The 24950-nt window shown below is 62.5% G+C and carries 28 protein-coding genes; 17 read left to right on the top strand and 11 right to left on the bottom strand.

The window, feature by feature from the left end:
- Positions 1-11: 11 nt before the first annotated feature.
- From NLY42_RS03140 to NLY42_RS03165, 6 genes are all read right to left on the bottom strand, one after another.
- Positions 12-1295 (bottom strand): CpaE/TadZ family protein, encoded by a 1284-nt coding sequence (locus tag NLY42_RS03140; protein WP_023692561.1) that lies wholly within the window; start codon positions 1293-1295, stop codon positions 12-14.
- A 55-nt stretch (positions 1296-1350) separates the two neighbouring features.
- Complete coding sequence (locus tag NLY42_RS03145) at positions 1351-2088, bottom strand: CpaD family pilus assembly protein (protein ID WP_023755152.1); 738 nt, start codon at positions 2086-2088, stop codon at positions 1351-1353.
- Between the two features lie 13 nt (positions 2089-2101).
- A complete protein-coding gene (locus NLY42_RS03150; RefSeq protein WP_023755153.1) occupies positions 2102-3613 on the bottom strand; it encodes a type II and III secretion system protein family protein in 1512 nt (503 codons plus the stop codon).
- The gene (gene cpaB, locus NLY42_RS03155) at positions 3610-4422 is read right to left on the bottom strand and encodes a Flp pilus assembly protein CpaB (RefSeq protein WP_023688721.1); all 813 of its coding nucleotides are present in this window, start codon (positions 4420-4422) and stop codon (positions 3610-3612) included. The genes NLY42_RS03150 and cpaB overlap by 4 nt, the downstream gene beginning before the upstream one ends.
- Positions 4423-4627: 205 nt before the next feature.
- Positions 4628-5146, bottom strand: coding sequence for an A24 family peptidase (locus tag NLY42_RS03160; RefSeq protein WP_023688722.1), 519 nt, complete (start codon positions 5144-5146; stop codon positions 4628-4630).
- Between the two features lie 207 nt (positions 5147-5353).
- Positions 5354-5542, bottom strand: a complete 189-nt coding sequence (locus NLY42_RS03165) for a Flp family type IVb pilin (RefSeq protein ID WP_023692564.1) — start codon at positions 5540-5542, stop codon at positions 5354-5356.
- Positions 5543-5889: 347 nt separating this feature from the next.
- On the opposite strand from NLY42_RS03165, the gene NLY42_RS03170 reads away from it, so the two are divergent.
- From NLY42_RS03170 to NLY42_RS03180, 3 genes are all read left to right on the top strand, one after another.
- Entirely contained in the window at positions 5890-6312 is a 423-nt protein-coding gene (locus NLY42_RS03170; protein ID WP_023681988.1) for a pilus assembly protein N-terminal domain-containing protein, read from the top strand.
- A gap of 154 nt (positions 6313-6466) precedes the next feature.
- On the top strand, positions 6467-7084 hold the full coding sequence (locus NLY42_RS03175) for a TadE/TadG family type IV pilus assembly protein (protein WP_050589301.1): 618 nt from the start codon (positions 6467-6469) through the stop codon (positions 7082-7084).
- A gap of 153 nt (positions 7085-7237) precedes the next feature.
- On the top strand, positions 7238-7750 hold the full coding sequence (locus NLY42_RS03180) for a TadE/TadG family type IV pilus assembly protein (protein WP_502882207.1): 513 nt from the start codon (positions 7238-7240) through the stop codon (positions 7748-7750).
- Between the two features lie 25 nt (positions 7751-7775).
- Here NLY42_RS03180 and NLY42_RS03185 read toward each other — a convergent pair whose 3' ends face one another.
- Positions 7776-8729 carry a PhnD/SsuA/transferrin family substrate-binding protein gene (locus tag NLY42_RS03185; RefSeq protein ID WP_023755155.1) on the bottom strand — a complete coding sequence of 318 codons (954 nt, stop codon included), beginning with the start codon at positions 8727-8729 and terminating at the stop codon, positions 7776-7778.
- A gap of 176 nt (positions 8730-8905) precedes the next feature.
- Between NLY42_RS03185 and NLY42_RS03190 the strand changes: the two genes are divergently transcribed.
- From NLY42_RS03190 to rpsT, 4 genes are all read left to right on the top strand, one after another.
- Positions 8906-10144 carry a phosphopentomutase gene (locus NLY42_RS03190; protein ID WP_023751933.1) on the top strand — a complete coding sequence of 413 codons (1239 nt, stop codon included), beginning with the start codon at positions 8906-8908 and terminating at the stop codon, positions 10142-10144.
- Positions 10137-11027: a bifunctional DNA-formamidopyrimidine glycosylase/DNA-(apurinic or apyrimidinic site) lyase gene (gene mutM, locus NLY42_RS03195; RefSeq protein WP_023726851.1), complete on the top strand. Its 891-nt coding sequence runs from the start codon at positions 10137-10139 to the stop codon at positions 11025-11027. Before NLY42_RS03190 ends, mutM begins: the two co-directional genes overlap by 8 nt.
- Before the next feature lie 40 nt (positions 11028-11067).
- Complete coding sequence (locus NLY42_RS03200) at positions 11068-11841, top strand: enoyl-CoA hydratase (RefSeq protein WP_023681994.1); 774 nt, start codon at positions 11068-11070, stop codon at positions 11839-11841.
- Positions 11842-12000: 159 nt separating this feature from the next.
- Positions 12001-12267: a 30S ribosomal protein S20 gene (rpsT, locus tag NLY42_RS03205; RefSeq protein ID WP_023681995.1), complete on the top strand. Its 267-nt coding sequence runs from the start codon at positions 12001-12003 to the stop codon at positions 12265-12267.
- 26 nt (positions 12268-12293) lie between these two features.
- Here the strand turns inward: rpsT and NLY42_RS03210 are convergent, their stop codons facing one another.
- Positions 12294-12509 carry a hypothetical protein gene (locus NLY42_RS03210; protein WP_155923752.1) on the bottom strand — a complete coding sequence of 72 codons (216 nt, stop codon included), beginning with the start codon at positions 12507-12509 and terminating at the stop codon, positions 12294-12296.
- Between the two features lie 605 nt (positions 12510-13114).
- Between NLY42_RS03210 and dnaA the strand changes: the two genes are divergently transcribed.
- The 7 genes from dnaA to NLY42_RS03245 all read left to right on the top strand — a co-directional run bounded on the left by dnaA (position 13115) and on the right by NLY42_RS03245 (position 20203).
- Complete coding sequence (gene dnaA / locus NLY42_RS03215; RefSeq protein WP_031195619.1) at positions 13115-14659, top strand: chromosomal replication initiator protein DnaA; 1545 nt, start codon at positions 13115-13117, stop codon at positions 14657-14659.
- 277 nt (positions 14660-14936) lie between these two features.
- Positions 14937-16055: a DNA polymerase III subunit beta gene (gene dnaN, locus NLY42_RS03220; RefSeq protein ID WP_023669575.1), complete on the top strand. Its 1119-nt coding sequence runs from the start codon at positions 14937-14939 to the stop codon at positions 16053-16055.
- A 62-nt stretch (positions 16056-16117) separates the two neighbouring features.
- Complete coding sequence (gene recF, locus NLY42_RS03225; RefSeq protein ID WP_023681997.1) at positions 16118-17263, top strand: DNA replication/repair protein RecF; 1146 nt, start codon at positions 16118-16120, stop codon at positions 17261-17263.
- A 31-nt stretch (positions 17264-17294) separates the two neighbouring features.
- On the top strand, positions 17295-18050 hold the full coding sequence (locus tag NLY42_RS03230; protein WP_023681998.1) for a molybdopterin-synthase adenylyltransferase MoeB: 756 nt from the start codon (positions 17295-17297) through the stop codon (positions 18048-18050).
- Positions 18051-18054: 4 nt separating this feature from the next.
- Positions 18055-18543, top strand: a complete 489-nt coding sequence (locus tag NLY42_RS03235; RefSeq protein ID WP_023755156.1) for a GNAT family N-acetyltransferase — start codon at positions 18055-18057, stop codon at positions 18541-18543.
- Positions 18540-19793, top strand: coding sequence for an aconitase X (locus tag NLY42_RS03240; RefSeq protein ID WP_023682000.1), 1254 nt, complete (start codon positions 18540-18542; stop codon positions 19791-19793). The genes NLY42_RS03235 and NLY42_RS03240 overlap by 4 nt, the downstream gene beginning before the upstream one ends.
- Complete coding sequence (locus tag NLY42_RS03245) at positions 19790-20203, top strand: aconitase X swivel domain-containing protein (RefSeq protein WP_023755157.1); 414 nt, start codon at positions 19790-19792, stop codon at positions 20201-20203. Before NLY42_RS03240 ends, NLY42_RS03245 begins: the two co-directional genes overlap by 4 nt.
- Positions 20204-20215: 12 nt before the next feature.
- On the opposite strand, the gene NLY42_RS03250 is transcribed toward NLY42_RS03245, so the two are convergent.
- A complete protein-coding gene (locus NLY42_RS03250) occupies positions 20216-21217 on the bottom strand; it encodes a 2-hydroxyacid dehydrogenase (protein ID WP_023703476.1) in 1002 nt (333 codons plus the stop codon).
- A gap of 157 nt (positions 21218-21374) precedes the next feature.
- Between NLY42_RS03250 and NLY42_RS03255 the strand changes: the two genes are divergently transcribed.
- A complete protein-coding gene (locus NLY42_RS03255) occupies positions 21375-21932 on the top strand; it encodes an SH3 domain-containing protein (RefSeq protein ID WP_023669569.1) in 558 nt (185 codons plus the stop codon).
- A gap of 13 nt (positions 21933-21945) precedes the next feature.
- Here the strand turns inward: NLY42_RS03255 and NLY42_RS03260 are convergent, their stop codons facing one another.
- On the bottom strand, positions 21946-22305 hold the full coding sequence (locus NLY42_RS03260; protein WP_023669568.1) for a DUF4260 domain-containing protein: 360 nt from the start codon (positions 22303-22305) through the stop codon (positions 21946-21948).
- Between the two features lie 10 nt (positions 22306-22315).
- The gene (gene irrA, locus NLY42_RS03265) at positions 22316-22747 is read right to left on the bottom strand and encodes an iron response transcriptional regulator IrrA (RefSeq protein WP_031193300.1); all 432 of its coding nucleotides are present in this window, start codon (positions 22745-22747) and stop codon (positions 22316-22318) included.
- Between the two features lie 344 nt (positions 22748-23091).
- On the opposite strand from irrA, the gene fabA reads away from it, so the two are divergent.
- Both fabA and fabB read left to right on the top strand, forming a co-directional pair.
- Positions 23092-23607 (top strand): 3-hydroxyacyl-[acyl-carrier-protein] dehydratase FabA, encoded by a 516-nt coding sequence (fabA, locus tag NLY42_RS03270; protein WP_023669566.1) that lies wholly within the window; start codon positions 23092-23094, stop codon positions 23605-23607.
- Positions 23608-23729: 122 nt separating this feature from the next.
- Complete coding sequence (gene fabB / locus NLY42_RS03275) at positions 23730-24950, top strand: beta-ketoacyl-ACP synthase I (RefSeq protein ID WP_023669565.1); 1221 nt, start codon at positions 23730-23732, stop codon at positions 24948-24950.

Raw genomic sequence — 24950 nt, forward strand, 5'->3', positions numbered from 1 at the left:
GGAGGGGAGCGTCATTTCTTGTTACGCGAGAGCTTGCCGAGCAGGCCGCCAAGGCCTGCCTTCTTCCTGGCCTTGATTTCGCTGCGACCGGTCAGGACATGCGCGATTTCGTTGATCATGCCGACGACCGGGCTCCTGGCATCCATCTCGCCCAGCATGCGGCCGTTGTTGGCGGCATTTCCAAACAACAACGGGTCGAAGGCGATGACCGACATCGGCGTGAGGCTGAGCGGCTCGGCGAAGTCGGAAGCGGAAATCTCGGGCCGTTTCGGCACGCCGGCCTGGTTGATGATCAGCTTCGGCGGCGGATCGTTCGGGCGAAGCCTCGTCAGCATATCGACCAGGTTCTTGGTGTTGCGCAGATTGGCCAGTTCCGGCGTCGCCGTGATGACGATCTCGTCGGCCTTGATCAGTGTGTTCTTGGTCCAGCCCGTCCAGATATGGGGGACGTCGAGCACCAGCAGCGGCACGCTGCGCTGGGCGGTATCGATGAGTTGCGTGAAGGCATCGGGATCGAAATCATAGACACGTTCCAGTGTGGAGGGCGCGGCGAGCAGCGACAGATGTTCGGCGCACTGGGCAAGCAGACGGTCGAGATAGACCTCGTCGACGCGTTCGGGCGAAAATACGGCTTCGGCGATGCCTTGCGCAGGGTCCTGGTCGAAATTTATGTTGGCCGTCCCGAAAGCCAGGTCGAGATCGGCGACGACCACTTCCGACTTGAACAGCGATGACATCGCCCACGCTACATTGTGGGCGATGGTCGAGGAGCCGACGCCGCCCTTGGCGCCGATGAAGGCGATCGAGCGGCCGATCGGCTCGGCTTCCGGATCGACGAAGATCGATGACACCACGGAGACGATATCGGCCATCGACACCGGTGCGATGACATATTCGGAAATACCGAAGCGAATGAGTTCGCGGTAGAGACCGACATCGTTGTAGTGGCCGATCACCACGACTTTGGAGGAGGGATCGCAATATTCTGAAAGCTGCGCAAGCTGCTCCAGCAATTGCTTCGGTTCGCTGCGCGATTCCAGCAGGATGAGGTTCGGCGTCGGCGCCGATTGATAGAATTCGATCGCCGTGGCGATGCCGCCCATATGCACTTTCAGATGCGCCTTGGCCATGCGGCGATCCTCGCCGGCCCGCTCCACCGGATGCGCGACACCTTCCGTCTCGCAAAATGCCTGGATAGAAATACGCGGCACCGGCCGCAGCGCCTGCATCGCTGCAACATCCGATTGGGAGCTGTCGCCGCCGTCTCCGGGCGTGTCGTAGGCAAGATTGCTCATCGTCATGCTCTTTTCCGTGACTTCTCGTTCCGGTCTCTACGCGGGACCGGCGCTCCTAATACGTCACTTCCGAACTGCCGAGGAACTCGTCCGAAATACCTCTGCCGCGATAGACGTCGATCACCGCGCCGCGGTTCTCGGCGTCGATATCGGACGACTTTCTTGGCCCGAGCAGATCGGCCGGATTGGCGAGTTGCGCAGCGAGGTTGTTTTGAGAGGAGCAGCCGTAATCGGCGTAGTGTTTGTTTTCGGAGGTTGCGAGGATGTCTTCGGGCCAGCGCCCGCATTTGTCGGTCTGGGCTCTCACCGAAATATAGGAAACGCGGATAGGCGCCGAGGCTTCCGGGGAAACCGACTGGTAGGAGGTCACCACGATCCGGTTTCGCTTGATGCCGCCGGCAACCGCCAGCCTGGCGAAATCGCGCGCCGCGGCAGTCGCCGCCACCTCATTGGCCGAGCCGATCGGGATTGCGATCGTCAGCGCCGGGGCAGCGCTCCTGTCGTAGCCGTCAAGGAAGCCCAGAAGCGTGTCGCGCTGCGAGCCGGTCATGCCACGATCGCCGGCGCCGACCGGGAGGTCCAGCTTCTGGTTCTTCTCGGCAATCACGATCGGATGCGTGGTGCGATAATCATCGGGAATCGCCCCAACCGTGATGCTGTCGCGCTTGGCGCAACCGGCGAGCGAGGCGGCGATCGTGATCGCCAGGATCGGCATTGCCGATCGGCTGATCCGGGCACGGCCGGACCGCACTGTCGCGGCGACCGCCATTGCCTTCGATGCTGACTGAGACATGTCCGCTCCCCGCTTACTTGTAGATGAAGCCGACAACGCCGTGGTAGCGGCCGTTGGGCTTGTCTGTCTGCATGGTGCCGTAGACGCGGTTGACGCGGCCAAGGAACATGGCCGGGCCATCGCCGGCGGCGTTGAAATTGTCATCCGGCTTGGCCAGGTCGTTGCGCGCCACGGGCCGCGCCAGATAGGGCGTGATGATGATGACCAGCTCGCTTTCGTTGCGGACGAAATCGCGGCTGCGGAACAGCGTGCCGAGCACCGGGATCTTGGTCAGTCCGGGCAAGCCGTTTACGGCCTGCCTGACGTCGTCGCGGACGAGGCCGGCTATCATCATCGATCCACCCGAAGGCAGTTCCACGGTCGTGTCGGCCAAACGTTTGCGCAGCGATATGACGTTGGTGTCTCCGAAAGAGACCGCGCCTTCGGTGGTCGGTTCGGAAACCGACGTCCTGACCTTCAGGCTGATGCGACCGGGCGACAGCACCACAGGCTGAAATTCCAGGCCGATGCCGTATTCGATTTTCTGAGCCGTCCAAACCCTGTCGGCATTCTGATTGGCATCCGACTTGGCATTTGTAACGGCGCTGACCATATTGTACTCGCCGCCGACCTTGAAGGTCGCCTTCTCACCGGAGACGGCCGTCAAAGTAGGCTCGGCCAGCGTTTTCATGACGCCGGACTGCTCCATCGCAGTGATGTAGCCCTGCAGAGCAGAGGTGGCGAAATTGACCCCCGAACTCGACAACGGCTTGCCTAGGCCGGGGAAGGTGTCACTGGTCGCATTGAAGCTGATGCCGTTGGAGCTGCCTTTGCCAACCATGTTGACGCCGAGCTGCTTCATCACCGAGCGGCTGACTTCGGCCACGGTCACCTTCAGCGTCACCTGGTCGTCGCCGATGATCTGCAGCAGGTTGACGACCTTCGAGACCCGGCGTTCGGCATCCGGATTGTTGATGTCGACGCCGCCATTGGCATTGCCGCCTGCCGCGGTCTGCGAATACTGACCGGTCGTCGCTTCACCGCCGGACACGAAGATGGTTGCCAGATCGACGGCGCGCTTGGCATCGAGCGGCGTGTCCACCGTCCCGGTCAGGACGACGTTGTCGTTCAGCAACTCGACCTTGATCTCGGCATTCGGAAGGAAGCGCTTGAGATAATCTTCCAATCCGGCGACGTCGCGTTCGACGGCCAGATCCAGGCTGGCGATCTGCTCGCCATTGGGACCGAAGACGAAGATGTTGGTTTCGCCCACCGACTTGCCGAACAGATAGATCCGCCTTGCGGTGCGGGTCACCGCATCGGCGACCGCGGGGTTGGCGACCAGGATGTCGTAGGCGTCGCTCGGCAGATCGATGACCACCGATTTGTTGAGGCCAAGCTTGACACGTTGCGTGGCCGACGAGGCCGTGACCCCGACGCTCTTTCCGGCGGCCTTGGCGTCGACAAGGCCACTTGCATGGGCTCCGAGAAAAAGAAGGCCGATGGCCGCAGCCGTGGTGACCGGCAGTCTAGCGACTAACCTCATTTCCTTGCCCCTACTTCGGAAACTTCGCCCGATTTGATCAACCGCACCGTTCCGCGCCGCCCATTGCCGGAAACGAGGTAGTCGGCTTCATCGGTACCCTTTTCCTTGTTGTCGGTGATCGAGCGCAGCGCCAGCGTCAGGCGATCGGCCATCTGCTGGGCGACGGTGATGATCTCGGCCTGCTGCGGCGTCAGCTCCAGCGTCGCCGTCTGTCCGACCCTGGTCTTCTTGCCTTCCTCGTCCTCCTGGATGGTCTGATCGATCGCCAGGACGCGGATGTTCTTGAGGATGGTCTCGGTGGTGAATCCGCTACCGGCGTTGCCGGTGTCGGATCTGCGGGTCATGATGACGTCGACAAAATCGTTAGGCAGGATAAAGCCGCCTGCCGACGTGTCGGCCGAGATCGCGGTGGCGACGGCACGCATGCCGGTGGGCAGGATCGAAGACATGAAGCTCTGCCCCTCGCCGATCAGCTTGGAGCGCCGCAGCGGCTCACCGGTGTACATCGCCATGCGGGCGACGGAGCCCTTCAGCTTCTCCCGCGCTTCGGGTTCGGCGGCACGGGTGATGAAATTCGCATTGATGCCATCGGACGGCCAGGACTCCCAGCTGAGATTGTTCTCAAGCGGGCTTCCCATCGGCACGTCGCCGGAAAGCACGAGCACATCCTGCAAGGCGATGGCCGGTGCCTGCGGGGCATCGACGACGACCTGCTGGGGCGGGACCGCCACCATATTCTTGGCAACATAACCTGCACCACCCGCCGCAGCCACCGCCACGCCCAGAATGATCAGTCGGGATGCTGGCATCTGTCCGAACCCTCGCCTTTAGGCAACCACCTAGCCAGGCCGGACTTTGCAGCGGCAATCGTCAAAACAAGGTTAATACAATGCTTACGATCGTGATTAATTCAAGGTTTACATAATTACACGACCATGCTCCGACAAATGAAAAAGGCGGCCAAGCCGCCTCTTTTCAGGATCGATGCCGGAAGGGCAGAGGAGGTTCGCTACATCAGGTCGCCAACCTTGCCAATGCCCATTCCATCAAGGGCGAATCCGGATAGGTCAGCAGCCCGCCAATGCCGAGTGCGATGCCATAGGGAACGCCATTCATCTCGTCGGCGAAATGGCGCAGGACCGGATTGTGACTGGTGTAGGTCGCCAGCGGCGATTTCCGATAGAGGAGAATGGCGAGCGTCAGCAGGCCACCGATGAACGTCGAAGCCACGAGGTAATTGACAAGGTGAATGTTGAGTCCCATCCAGATGGACGTGGCTGCCAAAAGCTTGGCATCGCCGCCGCCCATGCCGCCGAGCGCAAACAGACCGAAAGTCACGGCCAGCACCAGGCCGCCGGCGGCGAAATGCCAGCCATAAGTTGCCCAGTCCATACCCGTCAGTGGCGCAACCACGGCAAAGACGGCCACAAGCAGCACCGGCACCCGATTGGAGATTGTCATCGACAGCGCGTCGGAGATCGCCGCAAAAAGCATGCAAAACGGAAAGACAACGAAGATCAGTGCGTTGAGCATCGGTCTCTCATGGAAAGGCAACGATGGCTGCAGGTTAGGCGGCTTGGGTTAAGGATTGGTGAGTTCTGCTCATCCGGGTCAAATCCCGGGAAATGTCAGCGCGCTAAGCGGCGCAGCAAGACCAAAGCCAAACGATCTTCAAAAGACAAAAGGGCCGCCAGCGAGGCGGCCCTTCCAGTCTACCGGTCGAAACAGGATGCTAGATCATTACTTACAAGCAGCGTTCGTCGGATCGTTCACGCAATCCGCGATGGTCGTGAACTTGGCGTTCAGGGCATTGCCGAGCTGACCAGCGCCAACCATGATGGCAAGCGCGATGAGAGCGGCGATCAGACCGTATTCGATAGCGGTCGCGCCGGATTCGTCCTTCGCGAAACGTGCGATGAGATTAGACATTCGAGAGCTCCTACTCCACGTGTTACAGCACTTCCGTCAACTTCTGTGGTGGTTGATCGGATGCTGCCAATCTACGGAGAAGCTCTTTCAATCGGCTTAATAAACAGCCTTACCGATTCCTTTCCCGCTTCGAACAGCTTGCGTGGTTAACCGTAAACTAAACGCTGGACAGTAGCTCGCCTGCCCGTGAAGAGCTGTAATTTCACGGCTATCGGCAGGATGCATTGTTATATTAGCTGGCAGCAGGATTGGTGCGAATACCCCGGCGCCGGTCAAGGGTTTAACCGTTGGTTCACCAATCTCCTTCATGTTTCTTTGAACAAGTTTTGCCGCTGTGGAGCGCCTTGATGACTGCCATGAAATCGTCATTCCTGCTTGTCGCGCTTCTCGCCGTCCCGGCTTTTGTGCTGCCGGCCAAGGCCGGAGCCGGCATCGAAGTGACGATGAATCAGGCCAAGATCGTCAAACTGACACGCCCCGCCGACACCATAGTCGTCGGCAATCCGGCGATTGCCGACGCCTCCGTCCAGGATGCATCGACGATCGTACTGACCGGCAAGGGGTTCGGCGTCACCAATCTGGTTGTCCTCGACCACGATGGCAGCCCGATCGTCGACGAGCAGGTGACCGTGGTGCGCCAGGACGCGTCGTCCGTGCGTATCTACAGGCGCGCCTCGGTACAGACCATGTCCTGCACGCCCTATTGCGAAAGCTCGTACAAGAGCGACTCGGAAAAGTCGTCCGAAGCCGAGATGAGCGCTGGGCAGTAAGCGCCTCAGTTGGCTCGATTGTCTCGAGAAAGCCGCGTCGGTTAGCGGCCGGTTAATGTCGCCTGGTCGAATTTAACGGTCATTCAAACCGGAGCTAAATGGGTTCTTGATAGTGGTGCTGACGGTACCGCATCAGGATCGGCAGGAACGGGATATGGGCGACGTTTTGGACGAGGATTCAGAACGCGAGATCTGCAAAGCCAAGGCAGGGCGCGTGACGTTTGCCCGTCTTTTCCTTCGTGATCGGCGCGGCAGCACGGCGATAGAATTCGCGATGCTTGCGTTACCGTTTGCGGCTCTCGTCTTCGCCATCCTCGAGAGCTGCGTTTCATTTGCCGGACAAGAGGTGATGGCCAACATCACCGATGATATCGCCCGTCAGTTGCGTACTGGCCAGTTGAGGCAAGCCGATGTGACGGAAGAGAAGCTGAAGGGCTTGGTCTGCGCCAGACTCGAGATCATTGTCGCGAAGGGTTGCCCCGGTTTGCTGGTGGATCTGCGCCCGTTCAAGACCTTTGCCGGGGCAGCCAGTGCGGGTTTCACGATTTCCGGCTCGACCATCACGCTGACGGGCAAGGATCCGGATACAGGCAAGGACCCGGCTTTCGGGACCCCTACAATAGGTCCGGCAGAATCAAAGAACATGCTGCGGGTCTTTTACCCCTGGCCGGTCATGACCGATTTCATGGCTCAATACATGTCGAATATGGATGGCGGCAAGACTCTGCATTACGCCACGACAACGTGGCAAAACGAGCCATTCGACAACTGAAATTGCACGTGTAAGCAAAAGGAAAAGTGCATGTTTCGTGCGGGGGCACATCCGGGGATGTCGGTTGTCTGGAAGAGAGCGGCGTGGTTTTTTTCCGATCGGCGCGGCATAGCGGCCGTCGAGTTTGCCCTCATCGTGCCTGTCTTGCTGATCATGTATTTCATTACGATGGAGGCCTCGCAAGCCATCGAGGCCAGCAAGAAGGTCAGCCGCATCAGCTCCATGGTTGCCGACCTCGTCACGCAGCAAACGTCGGTGGTCAACGCAGATCTCACCGACATCATGAAGATCGGCAACTCCAGCCTTCAGCCTTACAACCGCTCGGTCGCCAATATCTCCATTACGGCAATCGACATCAGAACCGACCCGAACAATCCAATACCGCAAGCAAAGGTGGCGTGGTCCTGGAGCGTGCTGGATGGGAAGACTGGCCGCGACTCCAAACCGACAACTTCCACCACCGTTCCGGCGACGCTCAATGTTGCGGGGACTTTCCTCATTCGTGTCAAAACCACTCTAGCATACCAACCGATCATCTCCTGGTCGGAAGGCTCCGAAAAGCCGCTCGGATTTATCTCGGCCTTCAACGAAGGCAAGATAACGATGAGCGAAACCTACTATCTCAGGCCGCGCCGGGCCACGTCGATCCCCTGCAGCGATTGCTGAAGCAGTTCTACCCATTCAACCCGGTTCATTGCGCGCTGCTGTCGGTGCTGGCTGACACCAGGCGCACGATGGAAGCGGCCATCGCATAGTCACTCGCAGCGGCGAGCGTGAACCCTCCCGAATGTCTCGATTCCACGAAATCGTAGACTTCCGGCGACTGCGATCTGAGATTGGTGAGGAAGACGGTCAGTCGGCGTTTGGCTTCGGGGTCGAGATCGCTGCGTACGGCGTGAGGGCCGTATCTGAGCACGCCGGAAGTCCAGATGATCTGGAGCGCGGCTTCTGGAATCCCCGCCGCCTCCAGCCGCGCCGCCGTGCCGTCCGGATCAGCCGGCTGATCGCCAGCAATCGCCGTCCGGTTTTCCGCCGTGGCCCGCTCCCAGCCGAATACGGCATCGGCCTGGCCATCGGCCAGCATCGCTTCTGCGGCGGCAGCCGAGCCGGCATGAACGAGGAATGGCGCATTCTGGCTGATCTTGATGCCGTCGGCCGCCAGCCCGGCGAGCGGTAGAAGCGAACCGCCGACATTGCCGGACGGCGCCATGGCGATGCGGTGCGTTTCCAGGGCCGCGAGATCGGAAAGCCTGCCGTCGCGCGTCAAAAGCACGGAGCGGATGCCCGTGGCACCGTCGGCATCGACCGGCGCCACAAGAGGTTCGACGCAGGCGCAGCGCTCCGAGGCGGTGGCGTAGGCGGTCGCCGAATAGACCGCGTACTGAATCCGGCCATTGGCCTGTGCCTCTATCAGCGCCGCATAGTCATGCGCGACGACGAATTCCACCTTCATGCCGAGCGCCTTGCCGTAGGCGTCAGTCAGCAAGGCCAGACCCGGAACCGTGTTGCCGGCGCCCGGGTCGGCAACGATGCCGATGCGAAACGTGCCGATCTGGTCGCGCCAGTCGGCGTGCGCGGCGAGCTGCGAGGCCAGGAGCGCTACAGTGGTCGCCAGTGCACTCCAACCGAGGTCAGCCCGTCTCATCGATCCATGCCCCGCACACCGTTTCCTTGAAGCGCATCGCATGTCTCAAGGATGCGTACAGCGCGCCTGCCCGACCTCGCGACCATCGCGTCAGGCCGTTGCCGCCTGGTTTACGATTTGCCAATGCCGCGACGGGACCTTATGTCTGGTCAACCAGACTGGCAATGACGGCACCGATGTCACGCGCTTTCCTCTTCGTTCTCGATTCTTTCGGCATTGGCGGCGCCGCCGATGCCGAACGCTATGGCGACGCCGGCTCGAACACGTTCGGACATATCGCGCTGGCCTGCGCGGAAGCCCGCGCCGATCGCGAGGGCCTGCGCGAGGGACCGCTGAAGGTGCCCACCATGGTTTCGCTCGGTCTCGGCCGCGCAGCAGAAACCGCAACCGGCTTCCAATTCGACAGCAAAGCCGCCGTTTCAGCCTCCGCTTTCCACGGCGCCGCGCAGGAGATTTCGAGCGGCAAGGATACGCCGTCGGGTCACTGGGAAATCGCCGGGCTGCCCGTGCGGTTCGACTGGGGCTATTTCCCCGATAAGGTGCCCGCCTTCCCTGCCGAACTGACCGAAGCGATGATCCGCGAGGGCAAGGTGCCGGGCATTCTCGGCAACTGCCATGCGCCCGGCACCGAGATCATCGAGCGCTTCGGCGAGGAGCATATCCGCACCGGCCAGCCGATCTGCTACACCTCGGTCGATTCAGTCCTGCAGATAGCAGCGCACGAAGTTCATTTCGGCCTGGAGCGGCTCTACGAGTTCTGCAAGACGGTACGCCGGCTGGTCGATCCGCTGAAGATCGGACGGGTGATCGCACGGCCTTTCCTGGGCGAAACATCGGCCACCTTCGAGCGCACCTACAACCGCCATGACTACGCCGTGCCGCCGCCTGAGCCGACGCTGCTCGACCGCTTGACCGGGCGCGGCAGCCGGGTGATCGCGGTCGGCAAGATCGGCGACATCTTCGCCCACCGCGGTATCTCGGAAGTACGCAAGGCGCCCGGCAACATGGCAATGTTCGACAAGGCGCTGGGTGCGATGGACGATGCCGGCGACGGCGACCTGGTGTTCGCCAATTTCGTCGACTTCGACACCGATTTCGGCCATCGCCGCGACGTCGCCGGCTATGCTGCAGCGCTCGAAGCCTTCGACCGCCGGCTGCCCGAGGCACTGGCAAAGCTGAAGCCGGGCGATCTGCTCGTCCTCACCGCCGACCATGGCAACGATCCGACATGGCGAGGCACCGACCACACGCGCGAACGCGTCCCGGTCATCGGCACCGCACCGGGTCTCACGGGCGGCGACATCGGGCTCAGGACCACCTTCGCCGATATCGGCGAGACGGTCGCCGAACACCTCAAGCTGGCGCGCGGCCGCCACGGCGCTTCCTTCCATGCGGCGATAGGCGGCCATGCCTGAACTGCCCGAGGTCGAAACCGTCCGGCGCGGCCTGCAGCCGGTTCTGGAAAGCGCGCGGATCGTACGCGTCGAGGCGCGCCGGCCCGATCTCAGATTTCCGTTTCCGGCGAAATTTGCGCAGCGGCTGACCGGCAAGACGGTCATCGCGCTTGGCCGCCGCGCCAAATATCTCACCATACACCTGGACGATGGCCCGGTGCTGATCTGCCATCTCGGCATGTCGGGCTCGTTCCGCATCGAGACCGCCGATGAGAAAGAGACGCCCGGCACGTTCCATCAAGAGCGCTCGAAGGATGCCAAGCACGACCATGTGGTGTTCCATGTCGTGTCGCCTGTCGGCGTCCAGTCTCGCGTGGTCTTCAACGACCCGCGTCGCTTCGGCTTCATGCTGTTTGCGGAAGGCCTGGCCGACGCGCATCCGATGCTGGCGGGACTGGGCGTCGAGCCGACCGGCAATGCGCTGGAAGGCGCCCTGCTCGCCTCTCTGCTGAAGGGCCGCAGATCGCCGTTGAAGGCGGCGCTGCTCGACCAGAAGCTGATTGCCGGGCTCGGCAATATCTATGTGTCGGAAGCGCTGTGGCGCGCCGGCCTTTCGCCATTGCGCGAGGCAGGCACCATCGCCGGGACCAGCAAGAAGGCCAAGGAACAGAGCGAACGACTGGCCGGGGCAATCCGTTCGGTGATCGCCGATGCGATCGCCGCCGGCGGGTCTTCGCTGCGCGACTATGTGCACACAGACGGGTCGCTGGGCTATTTCCAGCATTCCTTCGCGGTCTACGATCGCGAAGGCGAGCCCTGTCCGACGCCCGGCTGTCGCGGCCACATCGAGCGCATCGTGCAAAGCGGCCGCTCGACCTTTTATTGCCGGACCTGCCAGCGGTAAGCTAGACGGTCCTTCAGTGCCGCAACCAGGAGGCCAGCCCATGAGCTATGAAACCATCATCGTCGAGACGCGCGGCAAGGTCGGCCTGATCACGTTGAACCGGCCTAAGGCGCTCAACGCGCTGAACGCGCAGGTGCTGGCGGATTTGCTGACGGCGGCAAAGGGGTTCGACGCCGATCCCGGCATCGGCGCCATGGTCATCACCGGTTCCGAGAAGGCTTTTGCGGCGGGCGCCGACATCAAGGAAATGCAGGCCGTCACCTACGCGGAGGCCTATGTGCAGGATTTCTTCGTCGGCTGGGAAGAGTTTACCCGTGCGCGCAAGCCGATGATCGCCGCTGTCGCGGGCTATGCGCTGGGCGGCGGCTGCGAACTGGCGATGATGTGCGATTTCATCATTGCCGCCGACACGGCCAAGTTCGGCCAACCCGAAATCACGCTTGGCGTCATTCCCGGCATGGGCGGCTCGCAACGGCTGACCCGCTTTGTCGGCAAGTCGAAGGCCATGGACATGTGCCTGACCGGTCGGATGATGGATGCCGCCGAAGCCGAGCGCAGCGGCCTGGCCTCGCGCGTCGTGCCGGCCGGCGAGTTGATCGAGGAGGCGATGAAGGCCGCGGCCAGGATATCAGAGTTTTCACTGCCATCGGTGATGATGGCCAAGGAGGCAGTCAACCGCGCCTACGAGACGACGCTGGCGGAGGGACTGCGCTTCGAACGCCGGCTGTTCCACTCGCTGTTTGCGCTCGACGACCAGAAGGAAGGGATGGCAGCCTTTGCCGAGAAGCGGAAGCCGAATTTCACCAATCGCTAGAGTGGCGGCGGCGAGGACCAAAAAGAAGCCAAAGCGGCGTTGACGCGCCGGAAAAGCTGAACTATAAGCCGCTCCAACCGAGGCGGCCGTTGGCTGCCCGTTTGTTTTTTGCGCCCTGCGGCATCCCGCATGCGCCCACCAGATCAGAAGAGAGGCATCATGGCCAATACCTCCTCGGCCAAAAAGGCAACGCGCAAGATCGCCCGCCGCGCAGCGATCAACAAGAACCGCCGCTCGCGCGTGCGTACATATGTCCGCCAGGTCGAAGAGGCACTGGCTGCCGGCGACAAGGCAGCCGCGCTGGAAGCCTTCAAGACCGCAGAGCCGGAATTGATGCGCGCCGCGACCAAGGGCGTGATCCATAAGAATACGGCATCGCGCAAGGTGTCGCGTCTGGCTCACCGCCTCAAGGTGCTGTCGGCCTGATTGACCGTTCCTGAACTGTCGTTCTTTCAAACCCGGCCAATCGTGCCGGGTTTTTTCGTTTGCCGGCAAGCACTTAAAAAGAACGGCCGCAAAGCACGCCCGAGCCGCATTCCAGAGTCTGGAATGCTTTGCCGGCACATACACTCCCACTGATATTCCAATCCGCCGAAACGGCCCACGCCAATAAATTTGGCTGTCACAAATTGCTGATATTTTTCAACGACTTGCTGGAAGTGATCCACAGCTTGTTCACATCGCCTGTGGGCGATAGGCAGCAAGTTGGTGTCAAGCGAATTATTTCAGAAAATTTCAAACCGCACAGCCATTTTCATATTCGCGGCAAAAGGGTTTGAATCCCAATGGCTTTGTCAAAATATGCGCTTCCAGCACGGAGCCCGAACCGTTGTTCACTAACCAGATTCCTTAAAAATCCGTTAGAGGTGGCCTTGCCCTATCCACAGCGATTTCGGTAATGTCGGTCTATCGAAAGGGACGGGCCATTAGCCCTTAACCCAGCCTGAATCGGCCAGCTAACAGTGGCAGAATTCATGACGTGGATCAATTCCGCGAACGGGTATGGCTTGCCTTTTCGATACGATAGGGGACTGGCGTAATTGTACATGGCAGCTTGATGGCGCACCGGCGTTTTCGCCGGGTAGCACCGCTTTGCCCGAACATGTCAGACGGACTGGCTTTAAGCAGCCGGGACCCATCCCATTCTGACGAGGCAACGTCATCCGCCGGCGGCGGCGGTGGTGTTGTAGCGAAGATACGGTCGCCGGAAACATGGGTGCAGGAGGCGCACTCCCGGCGGAAAAAAGGTACAAAGGAAAAGGGACGCACAATCATGCAGAGCGGCATCGAGCGGGAGCTTACGGGCGACCTGCCATTTCCCGGAACATTGGTCGGAGCGCACGATATGGCGGCTTCCAGCGACGCGGAACAGAAGTTCGACCGGGTCAAGGCCCAGTTGAAGGCGCGCCTGGGAACCGAGGTCTATTCGAGCTGGTTCGGCCGTATGAAGGTGGCTGAGGCTTCCCGGGGCATTGTACGCATCTCGGTGCCCACGGCCTTCCTGCGCTCGTGGATCAATGGCCATTATCTCGATCTCATCGCCGATCTGTGGAAGCACGAGGATCCCGAAATCCTCAAGATCGAGATGGTCGTGCGCACCGCGACCCGTCCTGCCCGCAATGGCGTCGAACCCGAGGCCGTGCCGGCGCGCAAGATGACCAAGCATACGCAGACCGCATTGGCGGCCGGCACGGTCGGCCCCGGCAGGGTGGAGCGGGCGCCCGCCCCTCGTCCCGGCACGCCGATCGAGAGCGAATTCCGGCACAATGTGCTGGGGTCGCCGCTCGACCCGCGCTACACGTTCGGCTCCTTCATCGAAGGCCCGTCGAACCGGGTGGCTTTCGCCGCAGCCAAAGCCGTGGCGGAATCGCAGTCGAGCGCGGTGCGCTTCAACCCGCTGTTCCTTCATGCGACCGTCGGGCTCGGCAAGACGCACCTTTTGCAGGCGATTGCGGCCGAATCCCTGAAACAGAACCCGAAATCGCGCGTCGTCTATCTGACGGCCGAATATTTCATGTGGCGCTTCGCCACCGCGATCCGCGACAACAATGCGCTGACGCTGAAGGAACAGCTGCGCGACATCGACCTCTTGATCATCGACGACATGCAGTTCCTGCAGGGCAAGTCGATCCAGCACGAATTCTGCCATCTCATCAACATGCTGCTCGACAGCGCCAAGCAAGTGGTGGTTGCCGCTGACAGGCCGCCGTCGGAACTGGAATCGCTGGAACCGCGGGTGCGCTCGCGCCTCAATGGCGGTGTCGCGCTGGAAATGTCGGCGCCGGACTTCGCCATGCGCATAGGCATGCTCAAACTTCGGCTTGCCACCGCCAAGGTTGACGATGCATCGCTCAATATTTCGGAGGAGATCCTCAACCATGTCGCCCGCACGGTGACCGGCAGCGGTCGTGAGCTGGAGGGCGCGTTCAACCAACTGCTGTTTCGTCAGTCGTTCGAGCCGGCGATCACCATCGACCGCATCGACGAGATCCTGGGGCACATCTATCGCTCTGGCGAGCCGAAGCGGGTGCGCATCGAGGACATCCAGCGCATCGTGGCGCGCCACTACAATGTGTCGAAGACCGAGTTGCTGTCCAACCGGCGCACGCGCACCATCGTGAAGCCCAGGCAGGTCGCCATGTACCTGTCGAAGGTATTGACGCCGCGCTCGCTGCCGGAGATCGGCCGGCGGTTCGGCGGGCGCGACCACACCACGGTGCTGCATGCGGTGCGCAAGATCGAGGACCTTTCCGGCGTCGACAACACGCTGGCGCAGGAACTGGAACTGTTGCGCAGGCTGATCAACGACCAAGCCTGATCGGCGCGGCAAACGGTCGTCGCGCTTTAAATTTTCTTGTTTTGATGCATGTCGTTGTCCCAAAACCGCTGCGCAGTTTTCGGCGACATGCATCGGTTGCCGGCCAACGTCCGCTTTATCCCCAGAAAGCCCGCTTAACCGGCGCGAACCGGTGGCCCGGACTTGCGTTTGCTGGCTTTTTCCTGTCAGTTTGCATAGATTCTGAGCCTGTTCAGACCTTTCGCGGGGCGCCGCCCACTGGTGACCCGTCCATTCATTCAAGCGAGCCTGTTTCGTCATGCGTGTTATCCTGGAACGGTCCAATCTCCTGAAGTCGCTCAACCACGTTCATCGCGTGGTCGAGCGGCGCAATACCATACCGATCCTGTCGAACGTGCTGCTCAGCGCCGAGGGCGCCAGCCTTGAAATGAAAGCCACCGACCTCGACCTCGAAGTGACCGAAGCGACGCCGGCAAAGGTCGAGCGCGGCGGGGCGACGACGGTTCCGGCGCACCTGCTCTACGACATCGTGCGCAAGCTGGCCGACGGCGCCGAAGTGATGCTGAAGACCGACGAGGACGGCAACGCCATGACGGTAACGTCGGGCCGCTCGAGCTTTCGCCTGCAATGCCTGCCGCAGTCCGATTTCCCGGAGCTTTCGGCGGGATCCTTCTCACACATCTTCCGGCTCGATTCCGTCGCCCTGAGAGGCCTTATCGAAAAGACCCAGTTCGCCATCTCCACCGAAGAGACGCGCTACTATCTCAACGGCATCTACCTGCACACGCATGAAACTGGCGGCAAGCTGAAGCTGCGTTCGGTGGCGACCGACGGCCACCGCCTGGCGCGCGCCGAGATCGACGCTCCGGCCGGGTCCGAAGGCATGCCGGGCATCATCATTCCGCGCAAGACGGTCAGCGAATTGCAGAAGCTGGTCGACGATCCCGATGTCGCGGTGACCACCGAATTGTCCGACACCAAGATCCGCTTCACCATCGGCAGCGTGGTTCTGACCTCGAAGCTGATCGACGGCACTTTCCCGGACTACCAGCGCGTCATTCCGACCGGCAACGACAAGAAGCTGATCATCGACCGCCAGAGCTTCGCCGCCGCCGTCGATCGCGTCTCGACCATTTCCTCCGAGCGCGGCCGCGCGGTGAAGCTTTCGATCACCGAAGGCCAGGTGACGCTTGCCGTCAACAATCCGGATTCGGGCAGCGCCACCGAGGAACTGGCCGCTGATTACTCCTCAGACCCGATCGAGATCGGCTTCAACGCCAAATATCTGCTCGACGTCGCTGCTCAACTGACCGGCACGGAAGCCAAGTTCATGCTGGCCGATGCCGGTTCGCCGACGCTGATCCACGACATGGCCGATGAGACCGCGCTCTACGTGCTGATGCCGATGCGGGTGTAGCAGCCGCACTGCGGCACACTGCAGCATAATTGATTGCGGCGACTTCTACAGGCGGATAGCGGTTGCCGGAACAAAGTCACATAAGGAAGCTAACACTTACGAATTTCCGCAACTATGCGGCGCTGTCGATCGGCTTTTCCCCCGGCCCTGTGGTGTTTTCCGGCGACAATGGCGCCGGCAAGACCAATCTTCTGGAAGCCATCTCCCTGCTGACGCCGGGCCGCGGCCTGCGCCGTGCGCCCTATGTCGACGTGGCCCGCGAAGGCGGCGATGGCGGCTTTGCGCTCCACGCAAGGCTCGACGGGCCGGAGGGACAGGTCGAGATCGGCACCGGCATCACCGGGGGTGAAGCGGCCGGCGAGGGCGGTCGCAAGGTGCGCATCAATGGCGCGCCGGCACGGTCGGCAGACGCCATGCTGGAATGGCTGCGCGTCGTCTGGCTGACGCCGGCCATGGACGGCCTGTTCCCCGGACCTGCCGCCGACCGGCGGCGCTTTCTCGACCGGCTGGTTTTGGCTGTCGATCCCGGCCACGGCCAGCGTGCGCTCGATTACGAGAAGGCGATGCGCGGACGTAACCGCTTGCTTACGGAAGGCTCGCGCGACGGCGCCTGGTTCGACGCCATCGAGATGCAGATGGCCGAAACCGGCGTGGCGATCGCGGCTGCGCGCGCCGAACTGGTACGCCTGCTTACCGCCATGATCGACAGGCTGCCTTCCAGCGGGCCGTTTCCGCAGGCCGACATCAGCCTCTCCGGCGACCTTGAAAGCGACGTCGCCACAGCACCCGCCGTGGATGTCGAGGAACGCTATCGCGCCGCCCTTGCCGACGGCCGCGAGCGCGACCGCGCCGCCGGACGCACGTTCGATGGCCCGCACCGTTCGGATCTGCTGGTGCGCCACCGCCCCAAGGCGATGCCGGCCGAACTCTGCTCGACCGGAGAGCAGAAGGCGCTGCTGGTCGGCATCGTGTTGTCGCACGCAAGGCTGACCGGCGAGATGTCGGGGATGACGCCGATCCTGTTGCTCGACGAGATTGCCGCGCATCTCGATGCCGGCCGGCGCGCCGCGCTGTTCTCGATCCTGGAAGAGCTGAGCTGCCAGGCCTTCATGACCGGAACCGACGCCGCGCTGTTTTCCAGCCTGAGGGGACGCGCGCAGTTCCTCAACGTCGACCACGGCACGGTTGGGCCAACCGAAGAGACCTGACAAGCTTTTTGCTCCGCTATATGGTCCGGCAATGACCCCTGCCGCCCTCACCGACGAAGAGCTCGAACGCTATGCCCGCCACATCGTGCTGCCCGAGATCGGCGGCGCCGGCCAGCAGAGGCTGAAGCGGGCGCGGGTACTGGTGATCGGCGCCGGCGGCCTCGGCGCGCCGGTGCTGGAATATCTCGCTGCCGCCGGCGTCGGCACGCTTGGAATCGTCGACGACGATATTGTCTCGCTGTCCAATCTGCAGCGGCAAGTGATCCACGCCACCCATACGGTCGGCACGGCGAAGACCGAGAGCGCCAAAGCAGCGATCGCCCGGATCAATCCCCATGTCGCGGTGGAATTGCACGATTTCAGGCTGACGGCCGACAATGCTGCCGTTCTCGTCGCGCGCTACGACGTGGTCGTCGACGGCTCCGACAATTTCGAGACGCGCTATGTGGTGGCGGATGCCTGCGCGGCGGAAAAGCGGCCGCTCGTGCATGCCGCCGTCGGCCGCTTCGACGGCTCGGTGACGGTGTTGATGCCGTTCGGGACCGGCGCCGACGGCAGACCGAACCCTGGATATCGCGACCTCTTTCCTGAAGCGCCGCCGGAAGGACTGGTGCCGTCCTGCGCGGTGGCCGGGGTCGTCGGTGCGCTGACCGGCGTCATCGGCACCTTGCAGGCAATGGAAGCCATCAAGCTGATCACCGGTATCGGCGAACCACTGGTCGGCCGGCTGCTGCTCTACGATGCGCTGTCGGCGCGCTTCGACACGATCCGCTACAAGAGAAGCTGACCGCATGGATCAGCCTGCCAGTGTTTTGGTCACGCAGTTCGCCCCCGGCTTCGACCGCTGGGACGAACTGCTCAGCCTGATCATGCGCGCCTTTGCACCGATGGACGGCGTCATCGACCCGCCCTCCTCTGCGCATCTGCTGTGCGTCGAAAGCCTGAGGGACAAGGCTGGGCGGGAAACGGTGTTCGTGGCTCTGCAGGGCGGCCAGATCGCAGGCTGCGTTTTTGCGCTGGAGAGACCCGATGATTTCTATATCGGCAAGTTCGCCGTCGAACTCGGGCTTCAGGGCCAAGGCATCGGCAGACGATTGATGCAGGCTGTCGAGGACCTTGCCCGCAACCGCAACAAACCCGCCATCGAACTGCAGACGCGGGTCGAGCTCACGGCAAATCACGCAACCTTTGCGCGTCTCGGCTTCCGCGAAACCGCGCGCACGGCGCATGACGGTTATGACCGGCCGACCTCGATCACCATGCGCAAGGAGTTCGCGTGAGCCTCGCCCTCAGCGCACAGGAGCAGACAATCGCCTCCGGCCATGACGGGGCGGCGATGGCGATGCGCATCGTTGCCGAAAGCGCTGCGCTGCTCGGCGCGCCGCGACTGATCCCGATCGCCTCGACGCATATAGACGGCGCGCTCTATCACGGCGATTCCGGCACGCTGTTTGCCGAAAGGCTGGTCGATGGCGGCGCCAGGGTCGCGGTGCGCTCGACGCTCAATGTCGGCGCGCTCGACCTGATGGGCTGCTCGCGCGTGCGCCTCGAAGAGCCGGCGCGCGGCATGGCGCGACGAATGATGGAGGCCTACCGCAAACTGGGCTGCGAGCAGAGCTGGACCTGCGCGCCCTATCAGGCCGGCCACAGGCCAGCGCTTGGCAGCGATGTCGCCTGGGGTGAATCCAACGCGGTGGTGTTCTGCAATTCGGTGCTGGGGGCACGCACCAACCGCTATGGCGACTTCCTCGACATCGCCTGCGCCATATCGGGCCGCGCGCCGGATTACGGCCTGCATCGCCCCGAGAACCGGCAGGCACGGCTGGTGTTCGATGTGTCCGGCCTCTCCGCCTCGTTCCTTGGTTCGGAGATCGCCTGGCCGGTGCTGGGCAACCTCTACGGCCGTGAGGTCGGCAACGCGGTCGGCGTCGTCACCGGCATATCCAGCCATCCCGGCGAGGATGCGCTGAAGGCCTTCGGCGCGGCGGCGGCATCGTCGGGCGCCGTCGGCCTGTTCCATATCGCTGGGGTAACGCCAGAAGCGCCCGACGCCGAGACCATCCTGGTGGGCGGCAGGCCGGAAACGATGATCCGCGTAACGCCGGAGATGGCCATGAAGGCCCGCGCCGGCCTGTCCACCGCAGCCACGCAGACCGCCATCGATGCCGTGGCGATCGGCAGTCCGCATCTGTCTTTGGCCGAATTCGATGCACTTGAGCGGCTGATTGGCGGGCGGCGGCTCAGCGTGCCGATTTACGCCTGCACCGGCCGCCACGTGCTCACCAGGCTGGAGCAGAACGGCAAGCGCAAGATGCTCGAAGCCAGCGGCGTCATCATCGTCGCCGACACCTGCGTGGTGGTGACGCCGATCCTGCCGAATCTGGCCGGCGGCGTGCTGATGACCAATTCGGGAAAATTCGCGCACTACGCGCCGGGCAATACCGGTTACGCCGTGCTTTACGGCTCGCTGGCCGACTGCGTGGAAAGCGCGGTTGCCGGTAAGCCCAGGTTTACGGATATCGCCGCATGAGCGCCATCGCTGAAATCCTGGTGCCGGGCAGCGGAGGCGAAGGGCTGGCCTTGGTGCTGATGGCGCCGATCAGCTTCTGGGGCGGCGTCGATCCGAAGAGCGGCCGCATCGCCGATGTCCGTCACCCGCAGCATGGCGAGACCATTTCCGGGCGTGTGCTGTTCCTGCCCGGCACGATCGGCTCGTCCTCAGCGTCAGCCGTGCTGTTGGAACTCGTCCACAATGGCCATGCGCCGACGGCACTCGTGCTGCACGAGCCGGACGCGATCCTGCTGCTTGGCTTGATTGTGGCCAGGGAAATGGGCTGGCCGACGCCGGTAGCGCTCAGGCTCAGGCGCGACGCTTTTGAGGCCTATCGCGGCAAGCGTGTGAGTGTCGCGGCGGATGGCGCCCTCACAACCGCATCCTGAACGCGGCCCGCTTCAAGTCCGTAGCGGCAGCACGCGGTCCGGCGGCCGGTGGCCGTCGAAGAAGGCGCGGATGTTGATGATCACCTTCTCGCCCATGTCGATGCGGCCCTCGATCGTCGCAGAACCCATATGCGGCAAAAGCACGACTTTGTTCTTGGCGGCAAGCTTCAGCAGTTTCGAGTTCAGCGCCGGTTCGTGCTCGTAGACGTCGAGGCCGGCGCCGGCGATCTTGCCGTCCTGGATCAGCTTGACCAGCGCTTCCTCGTCGATGATGTCGCCGCGCGCGGTGTTGACCACATAGGCGGTGGGCTGAAGCAGAGCTAGGCGCCGCGCCGAAAGCAGATGAAAGGTCGCCGGCGTCGACGGGCAGTTGATCGAGATGATGTCCATGCGGGCAAGCATCTGGTCGAGGCTTTCCCAATAGGTCGCCTCCAGCCCTTCCTCGACCGCCGGCAGCACGCGATGGCGGTTATGGTAGTGGATCGACAGGCCGAAAGCCTTGGCGCGCCTCGCAACCGCAGTGCCGATGCGGCCCATGCCGACGATACCGAGGCGCTTGCCCCAGATGCGCCGGCCGAGCATCCAGGTCGGCGACCAACCGGCCCATTTCTTGTCGCTGGTGAGCACATTGGCGCCTTCGGCCAGCCGCCGCGGCCCGGCCAGCATCAGCGCCATGGTCATGTCGGCCGTATCTTCGGTCAGCACGTTCGGCGTGTTGGTGACGGTAATGCCTTTCTTGGCCGCCGCCGCCACATCGATCTTGTCGACGCCATTGCCGAAATTGGCGATCAGCTTGAGATTGTCGCCGGCCTGGGCAATCAGCGCCGCATCGATCTGGTCGGTGATGGTCGGCACCAGCACATCGGCTTCCTTGATCGCCGCGACCAGCTCCGGCTGCGTCATCGGGCGGTCCTCGACATTCAGCCTGGCGTCGAAGAGTTCGCGCATGCGGGTCTCGACCGGATCGGGCAGCTTGCGCGTGATGACGACGAGAGGCCGTTTTTTGCCTGCCATTGTTTCCTCGAACCCGATCTCGTTGAGACCTCTTTAACCAAGACAGGCGAAACTGAATACCGGTCGCGGTGCCTGCCACTCCTGTAACAAGCGGTGCCGCCGAAGACAAAGAAAAAGGGGCGCCCGGACCAAAGGGCACGCGCCGAAAGGAATGAAAGTGTCTGGTTTCGCGTCGCTTCGCCTGATCCTCAGCGCAGCGCTTCTCGGCGCTCTCCTGCATTCCCCGCAAGCCGCGGCGCAAGGTGCCGCCGCACCTGTGCAGACGGTCACGCTCGGGCCGAGCGGCCTGCCGCTGCCGCGTTTCGTCAGCCTGAAATCGGCTCGCGTCAACTCGCGCGTTGGCCCCGGCGCCAACTATTCCGTCGACTGGATGTACACAAAGGCCGGCCTGCCGATGGAAATCATCCAGGAATTCGATACCTGGCGGCGGGTGCGCGATGCCGATGGCTCGGAGGGTTGGATCAACCAGTCGCTGCTGTCCGGCCGCCGGACCGCGATCGTCGCCCCTTGGCAACGCACCAAAGGTGGCCGAATCAATCTGCTCGACGATGCCGATAAGGACGCCAGCGTCATCGCCATCATCGAGCCGGGCGTTACGGGCACGATCAAAACCTGCGATGGCCAGTGGTGCGAAATGACCTTCGACGGCCACACCGGCTGGATCGCCCAGTCGCAGGTGTGGGGCGCCTATCCCGGCGAGCACGTCAAGAATTGAGATTGCTGGAGGCCTAACGGCCGATACGGCCGAGATGGGTGTCCTGAAAACCGGTCGACAGTTTGAGACCGTAGCCGAGCGCGCGGTCGACGGCGATGTGGATGATCCAGATCAGACCAATCGCGGTCGCCGTCGAATTGGCCAGAACATATCCGGCGAGGGCCAGCAACAGCGGGACGATCAGGATGTGCAACGCGTTGTAAGCGACAGCGCCGATCCGTGCCCCGGCGAGATAGCCCAGCATCGACAGGTCGGGCGCCAGAATAAGCAGGGCGAACAGCCACCAGGAAACGCCTGACGCGGCATAGGCGACTATAGCCACGACCGCGACCGCAACCCATTCGAGCCGGATTGCAAAATCGACAGGTTTCACGGGTTGGGGCTTAAACGCTGCGCTTCGGGCGCAGCCTCACCACGATGTCGACATTGGCGATCTCCATGCCTGCGGGTGGCTCCGGCAGGTTGGAGACGGTCACCGGACCGCTTTCTATATCGAAGATCCTGTTTTCGCCTTCGATGTAAAAATGATGGTGATCGGAGGTGTTGGTGTCGAAATAGGTCTTGGACCCCTCGACCGCCAGGATGCGCAGCAGGCCGGCCTGGGTGAACTGGTGAAGCGCGTTGTAGACGGTGGCGAGCGAGACCGGCACGCCGGCGGCGACCGCCTCTTCATGCAGTTCCTCGGCCGAAAGGTGGCGGTCGCCCTTGGCAAACAGCAGATCGGCCAGCGCAATGCGTTGGCGTGTCGGCCTAAGGCCGGCTTCGCGAACCCGCTTGTCCACAGCGACATTTTCCTTCCGGCCGCCCAGATCCATCTATCCGTCCAAGCCCACAGTTCTGCCTCAAGACACGCCCAGAGTGGCGAAAAAACGTCATCAACCGAAACTGGATACCTCCCGACATATATTCTGTTGGCGGAATACGATCAATAGAGCGACGTGCGTCCAGTTGGACGCACTAAGTGCGCTCTATCGCTTTTTTGGCGTCGCATCGTGCTTTCCGGAATCGAGATCGATTTCGGGCCGATGCGAGAGCGCGCATTGACCCGGGCAGACGGGCGGGTTAAGCGCAAACGCCGGTTTCCGGACCGAAAGGGATTGTGTTAGGAAACCAACGACAAGGGCGCCCCACCGCCCGGGACATTATGGGGACGAGACATATGGCGGGTTCGAAATCCAGCTACGGTTATGAGGAATTGCTTGCCTGCGCCCGCGGCGAGCTGTTTGGGCCCGGCAACGCCCAGCTGCCCTATCCGCCGATGCTGATGTTCGACCGCATCACCGAGATCAGCGAGACCGGCGGCGCCCACGACAAGGGCTTCATCCGCGCCGAATTCGACATCAAGCCGGACCTGTGGTTTTTCGCCTGCCATTTCATCGGCAATCCGATCATGCCGGGGTGCCTGGGCCTCGACGCCATGTGGCAATTGACGGGTTTCTACCTCGGCTGGCTCGGTGAGCCGGGCAAGGGCATGGCGCTGTCGACCGGCGAAGTGAAGTTCAAGGGGATGGTGACGCCTTCGGTCAAGAAAGTGGAATACGGCATCGATTTCAAGCGCGTCATGCGCGGACGCCTGGTTCTCGGCATCGCCGATGGCTGGCTTAAAGCCGACGGCGAACCCATATACGCGGCGACAGACCTCAAAGTGGGGCTGTCCAAGCAATCGGCCGCCTGACCGGCGCCACTGCAGCAGGGCGTTCCCGGACGCGCAACGACGCTGCGGCATTTTGGTTTTGCGTATGATCGCCGGCGAAAACCGACTAGGGTTTCGGGATCATCCGCTGGAAGGAGTTGCGAATGAGAAGGGTCGTCGTCACAGGCCTCGGCATCGTATCGTCGATCGGCAACAACGCCAACGAGGTGCAATCCTCGCTCCACGATGCCAAATCAGGCATCAGCTTCTCCGATTCCTTCGCCGAACACGGCTTCCGCTGCCAGGTCTGGGGCGCGCCGACGCTCGACCCGACCCCTATGATCGACCGGCGCGCCATGCGCTTCCTGAGCCAGGGCGCGGCCTGGAACCATGTCGCGATGGACCAGGCGATCGCCGACGCCGGGCTTGGCGAAAGCGACATCACCAATGAGCGCACCGGCATCGTCATGGGCTCGGGTGGCCCCTCGACCCGCACCATCGTCGAGGCGGCCGAGACCACGCTCAAGAACAACAGCCCCAAGCGCATCGGTCCGTTCGCGGTGCCGAAGGCGATGTCGTCGACCGCGTCGGCGACGCTCGCCACCTGGTTCAAGATCCACGGCGTCAACTATTCGATCTCGTCGGCCTGCTCGACCTCGGCGCATTGCATCGGCAACGCCTACGAACTGATCCAGTGGGGCAAGCAGGATGTGATGTTTGCCGGCGGCCATGAGGACCTCGACTGGACGATGTCGGACCTGTTCGATGCCATGGGGGCGATGTCGTCGAAGTATAACGACAAGGCGTCAACAGCTTCCCGCGCGTATGACGCCAATCGCGATGGCTTCGTCATCGCGGGCGGCGCGGGCGTCCTCATCCTGGAGGAGCTCGAACACGCCAAGGCGCGCGGCGCCAAGATCTACGCTGAGATCGTCGGCTATGGCGCGACGTCGGACGGTTACGACATGGTGGCGCCGTCGGGCGAAGGCGCGGTGCGCTGCATGCGCCAGGCTCTGGCGACGGTGTCCGCGCCGGTCGACTACATCAACACCCACGGCACCTCGACGCCGGTCGGCGATTCCCGGGAAATGGGCGCCATCCGAGAGGTGTTCGGCGACACGATGCCGTTCATCACCTCGACCAAGTCGCTGACCGGCCATTCCCTTGGTGCCGCCGGCGTACAGGAATCGATCTACTCGATCCTGATGATGCAAGGCGGCTTCATCGGCGAGAGCGCCCATATCGAAAACCTCGATCCCGAATTCGAGGGCATGCCGATCGTGCGCAAGCGCATCGACGACGCCAGGATCGACACGGTTTTGTCCAACTCGTTCGGCTTCGGTGGCACCAACGCAACGCTGATTTTCCAGCGCTATTCCGCATAA

Origin of the sequence: Mesorhizobium sp. C372A (assembly GCF_030323245.1) — a bacterium.
In the GTDB taxonomy this organism is placed as follows: domain Bacteria; phylum Pseudomonadota; class Alphaproteobacteria; order Rhizobiales; family Rhizobiaceae; genus Mesorhizobium.

Excerpts from the sequence above, each read along its gene's own strand:
- NLY42_RS03140 (WP_023692561.1), bottom strand. The coding sequence starts at position 1,295 with ATGAGCAATCTTGCCTACGACACGCCCGGAGACGGCGGCGACAGCTCC.
- NLY42_RS03165 (WP_023692564.1), bottom strand. The coding sequence starts at position 5,542 with ATGTCTAATCTCATCGCACGTTTCGCGAAGGACGAATCCGGCGCGACC.
- irrA (WP_031193300.1), bottom strand. The coding sequence starts at position 22,747 with ATGGATCTGGGCGGCCGGAAGGAAAATGTCGCTGTGGACAAGCGGGTT.
- cpaB (WP_023688721.1), bottom strand. The coding sequence starts at position 4,422 with ATGCCAGCATCCCGACTGATCATTCTGGGCGTGGCGGTGGCTGCGGCG.
- rpsT (WP_023681995.1), top strand. The coding sequence starts at position 12,001 with ATGGCCAATACCTCCTCGGCCAAAAAGGCAACGCGCAAGATCGCCCGC.
- NLY42_RS03185 (WP_023755155.1), bottom strand. The coding sequence starts at position 8,729 with ATGAGACGGGCTGACCTCGGTTGGAGTGCACTGGCGACCACTGTAGCG.
- NLY42_RS03170 (WP_023681988.1), top strand. The coding sequence starts at position 5,890 with ATGACTGCCATGAAATCGTCATTCCTGCTTGTCGCGCTTCTCGCCGTC.
- NLY42_RS03175 (WP_050589301.1), top strand. The coding sequence starts at position 6,467 with ATGGGCGACGTTTTGGACGAGGATTCAGAACGCGAGATCTGCAAAGCC.
- dnaN (WP_023669575.1), top strand. The coding sequence starts at position 14,937 with ATGCGTGTTATCCTGGAACGGTCCAATCTCCTGAAGTCGCTCAACCAC.
- fabA (WP_023669566.1), top strand. The coding sequence starts at position 23,092 with ATGGCGGGTTCGAAATCCAGCTACGGTTATGAGGAATTGCTTGCCTGC.
- NLY42_RS03250 (WP_023703476.1), bottom strand. The coding sequence starts at position 21,217 with ATGGCAGGCAAAAAACGGCCTCTCGTCGTCATCACGCGCAAGCTGCCC.
- fabB (WP_023669565.1), top strand. The coding sequence starts at position 23,730 with ATGAGAAGGGTCGTCGTCACAGGCCTCGGCATCGTATCGTCGATCGGC.
- NLY42_RS03200 (WP_023681994.1), top strand. The coding sequence starts at position 11,068 with ATGAGCTATGAAACCATCATCGTCGAGACGCGCGGCAAGGTCGGCCTG.
- NLY42_RS03190 (WP_023751933.1), top strand. The coding sequence starts at position 8,906 with ATGTCACGCGCTTTCCTCTTCGTTCTCGATTCTTTCGGCATTGGCGGC.
- dnaA (WP_031195619.1), top strand. The coding sequence starts at position 13,115 with ATGCAGAGCGGCATCGAGCGGGAGCTTACGGGCGACCTGCCATTTCCC.
- mutM (WP_023726851.1), top strand. The coding sequence starts at position 10,137 with ATGCCTGAACTGCCCGAGGTCGAAACCGTCCGGCGCGGCCTGCAGCCG.
- NLY42_RS03145 (WP_023755152.1), bottom strand. The coding sequence starts at position 2,088 with ATGTCTCAGTCAGCATCGAAGGCAATGGCGGTCGCCGCGACAGTGCGG.
- NLY42_RS03180 (WP_502882207.1), top strand. The coding sequence starts at position 7,238 with ATGTATTTCATTACGATGGAGGCCTCGCAAGCCATCGAGGCCAGCAAG.
- NLY42_RS03160 (WP_023688722.1), bottom strand. The coding sequence starts at position 5,146 with ATGCTCAACGCACTGATCTTCGTTGTCTTTCCGTTTTGCATGCTTTTT.
- NLY42_RS03235 (WP_023755156.1), top strand. The coding sequence starts at position 18,055 with ATGGATCAGCCTGCCAGTGTTTTGGTCACGCAGTTCGCCCCCGGCTTC.
- NLY42_RS03230 (WP_023681998.1), top strand. The coding sequence starts at position 17,295 with ATGACCCCTGCCGCCCTCACCGACGAAGAGCTCGAACGCTATGCCCGC.
- NLY42_RS03150 (WP_023755153.1), bottom strand. The coding sequence starts at position 3,613 with ATGAGGTTAGTCGCTAGACTGCCGGTCACCACGGCTGCGGCCATCGGC.
- NLY42_RS03245 (WP_023755157.1), top strand. The coding sequence starts at position 19,790 with ATGAGCGCCATCGCTGAAATCCTGGTGCCGGGCAGCGGAGGCGAAGGG.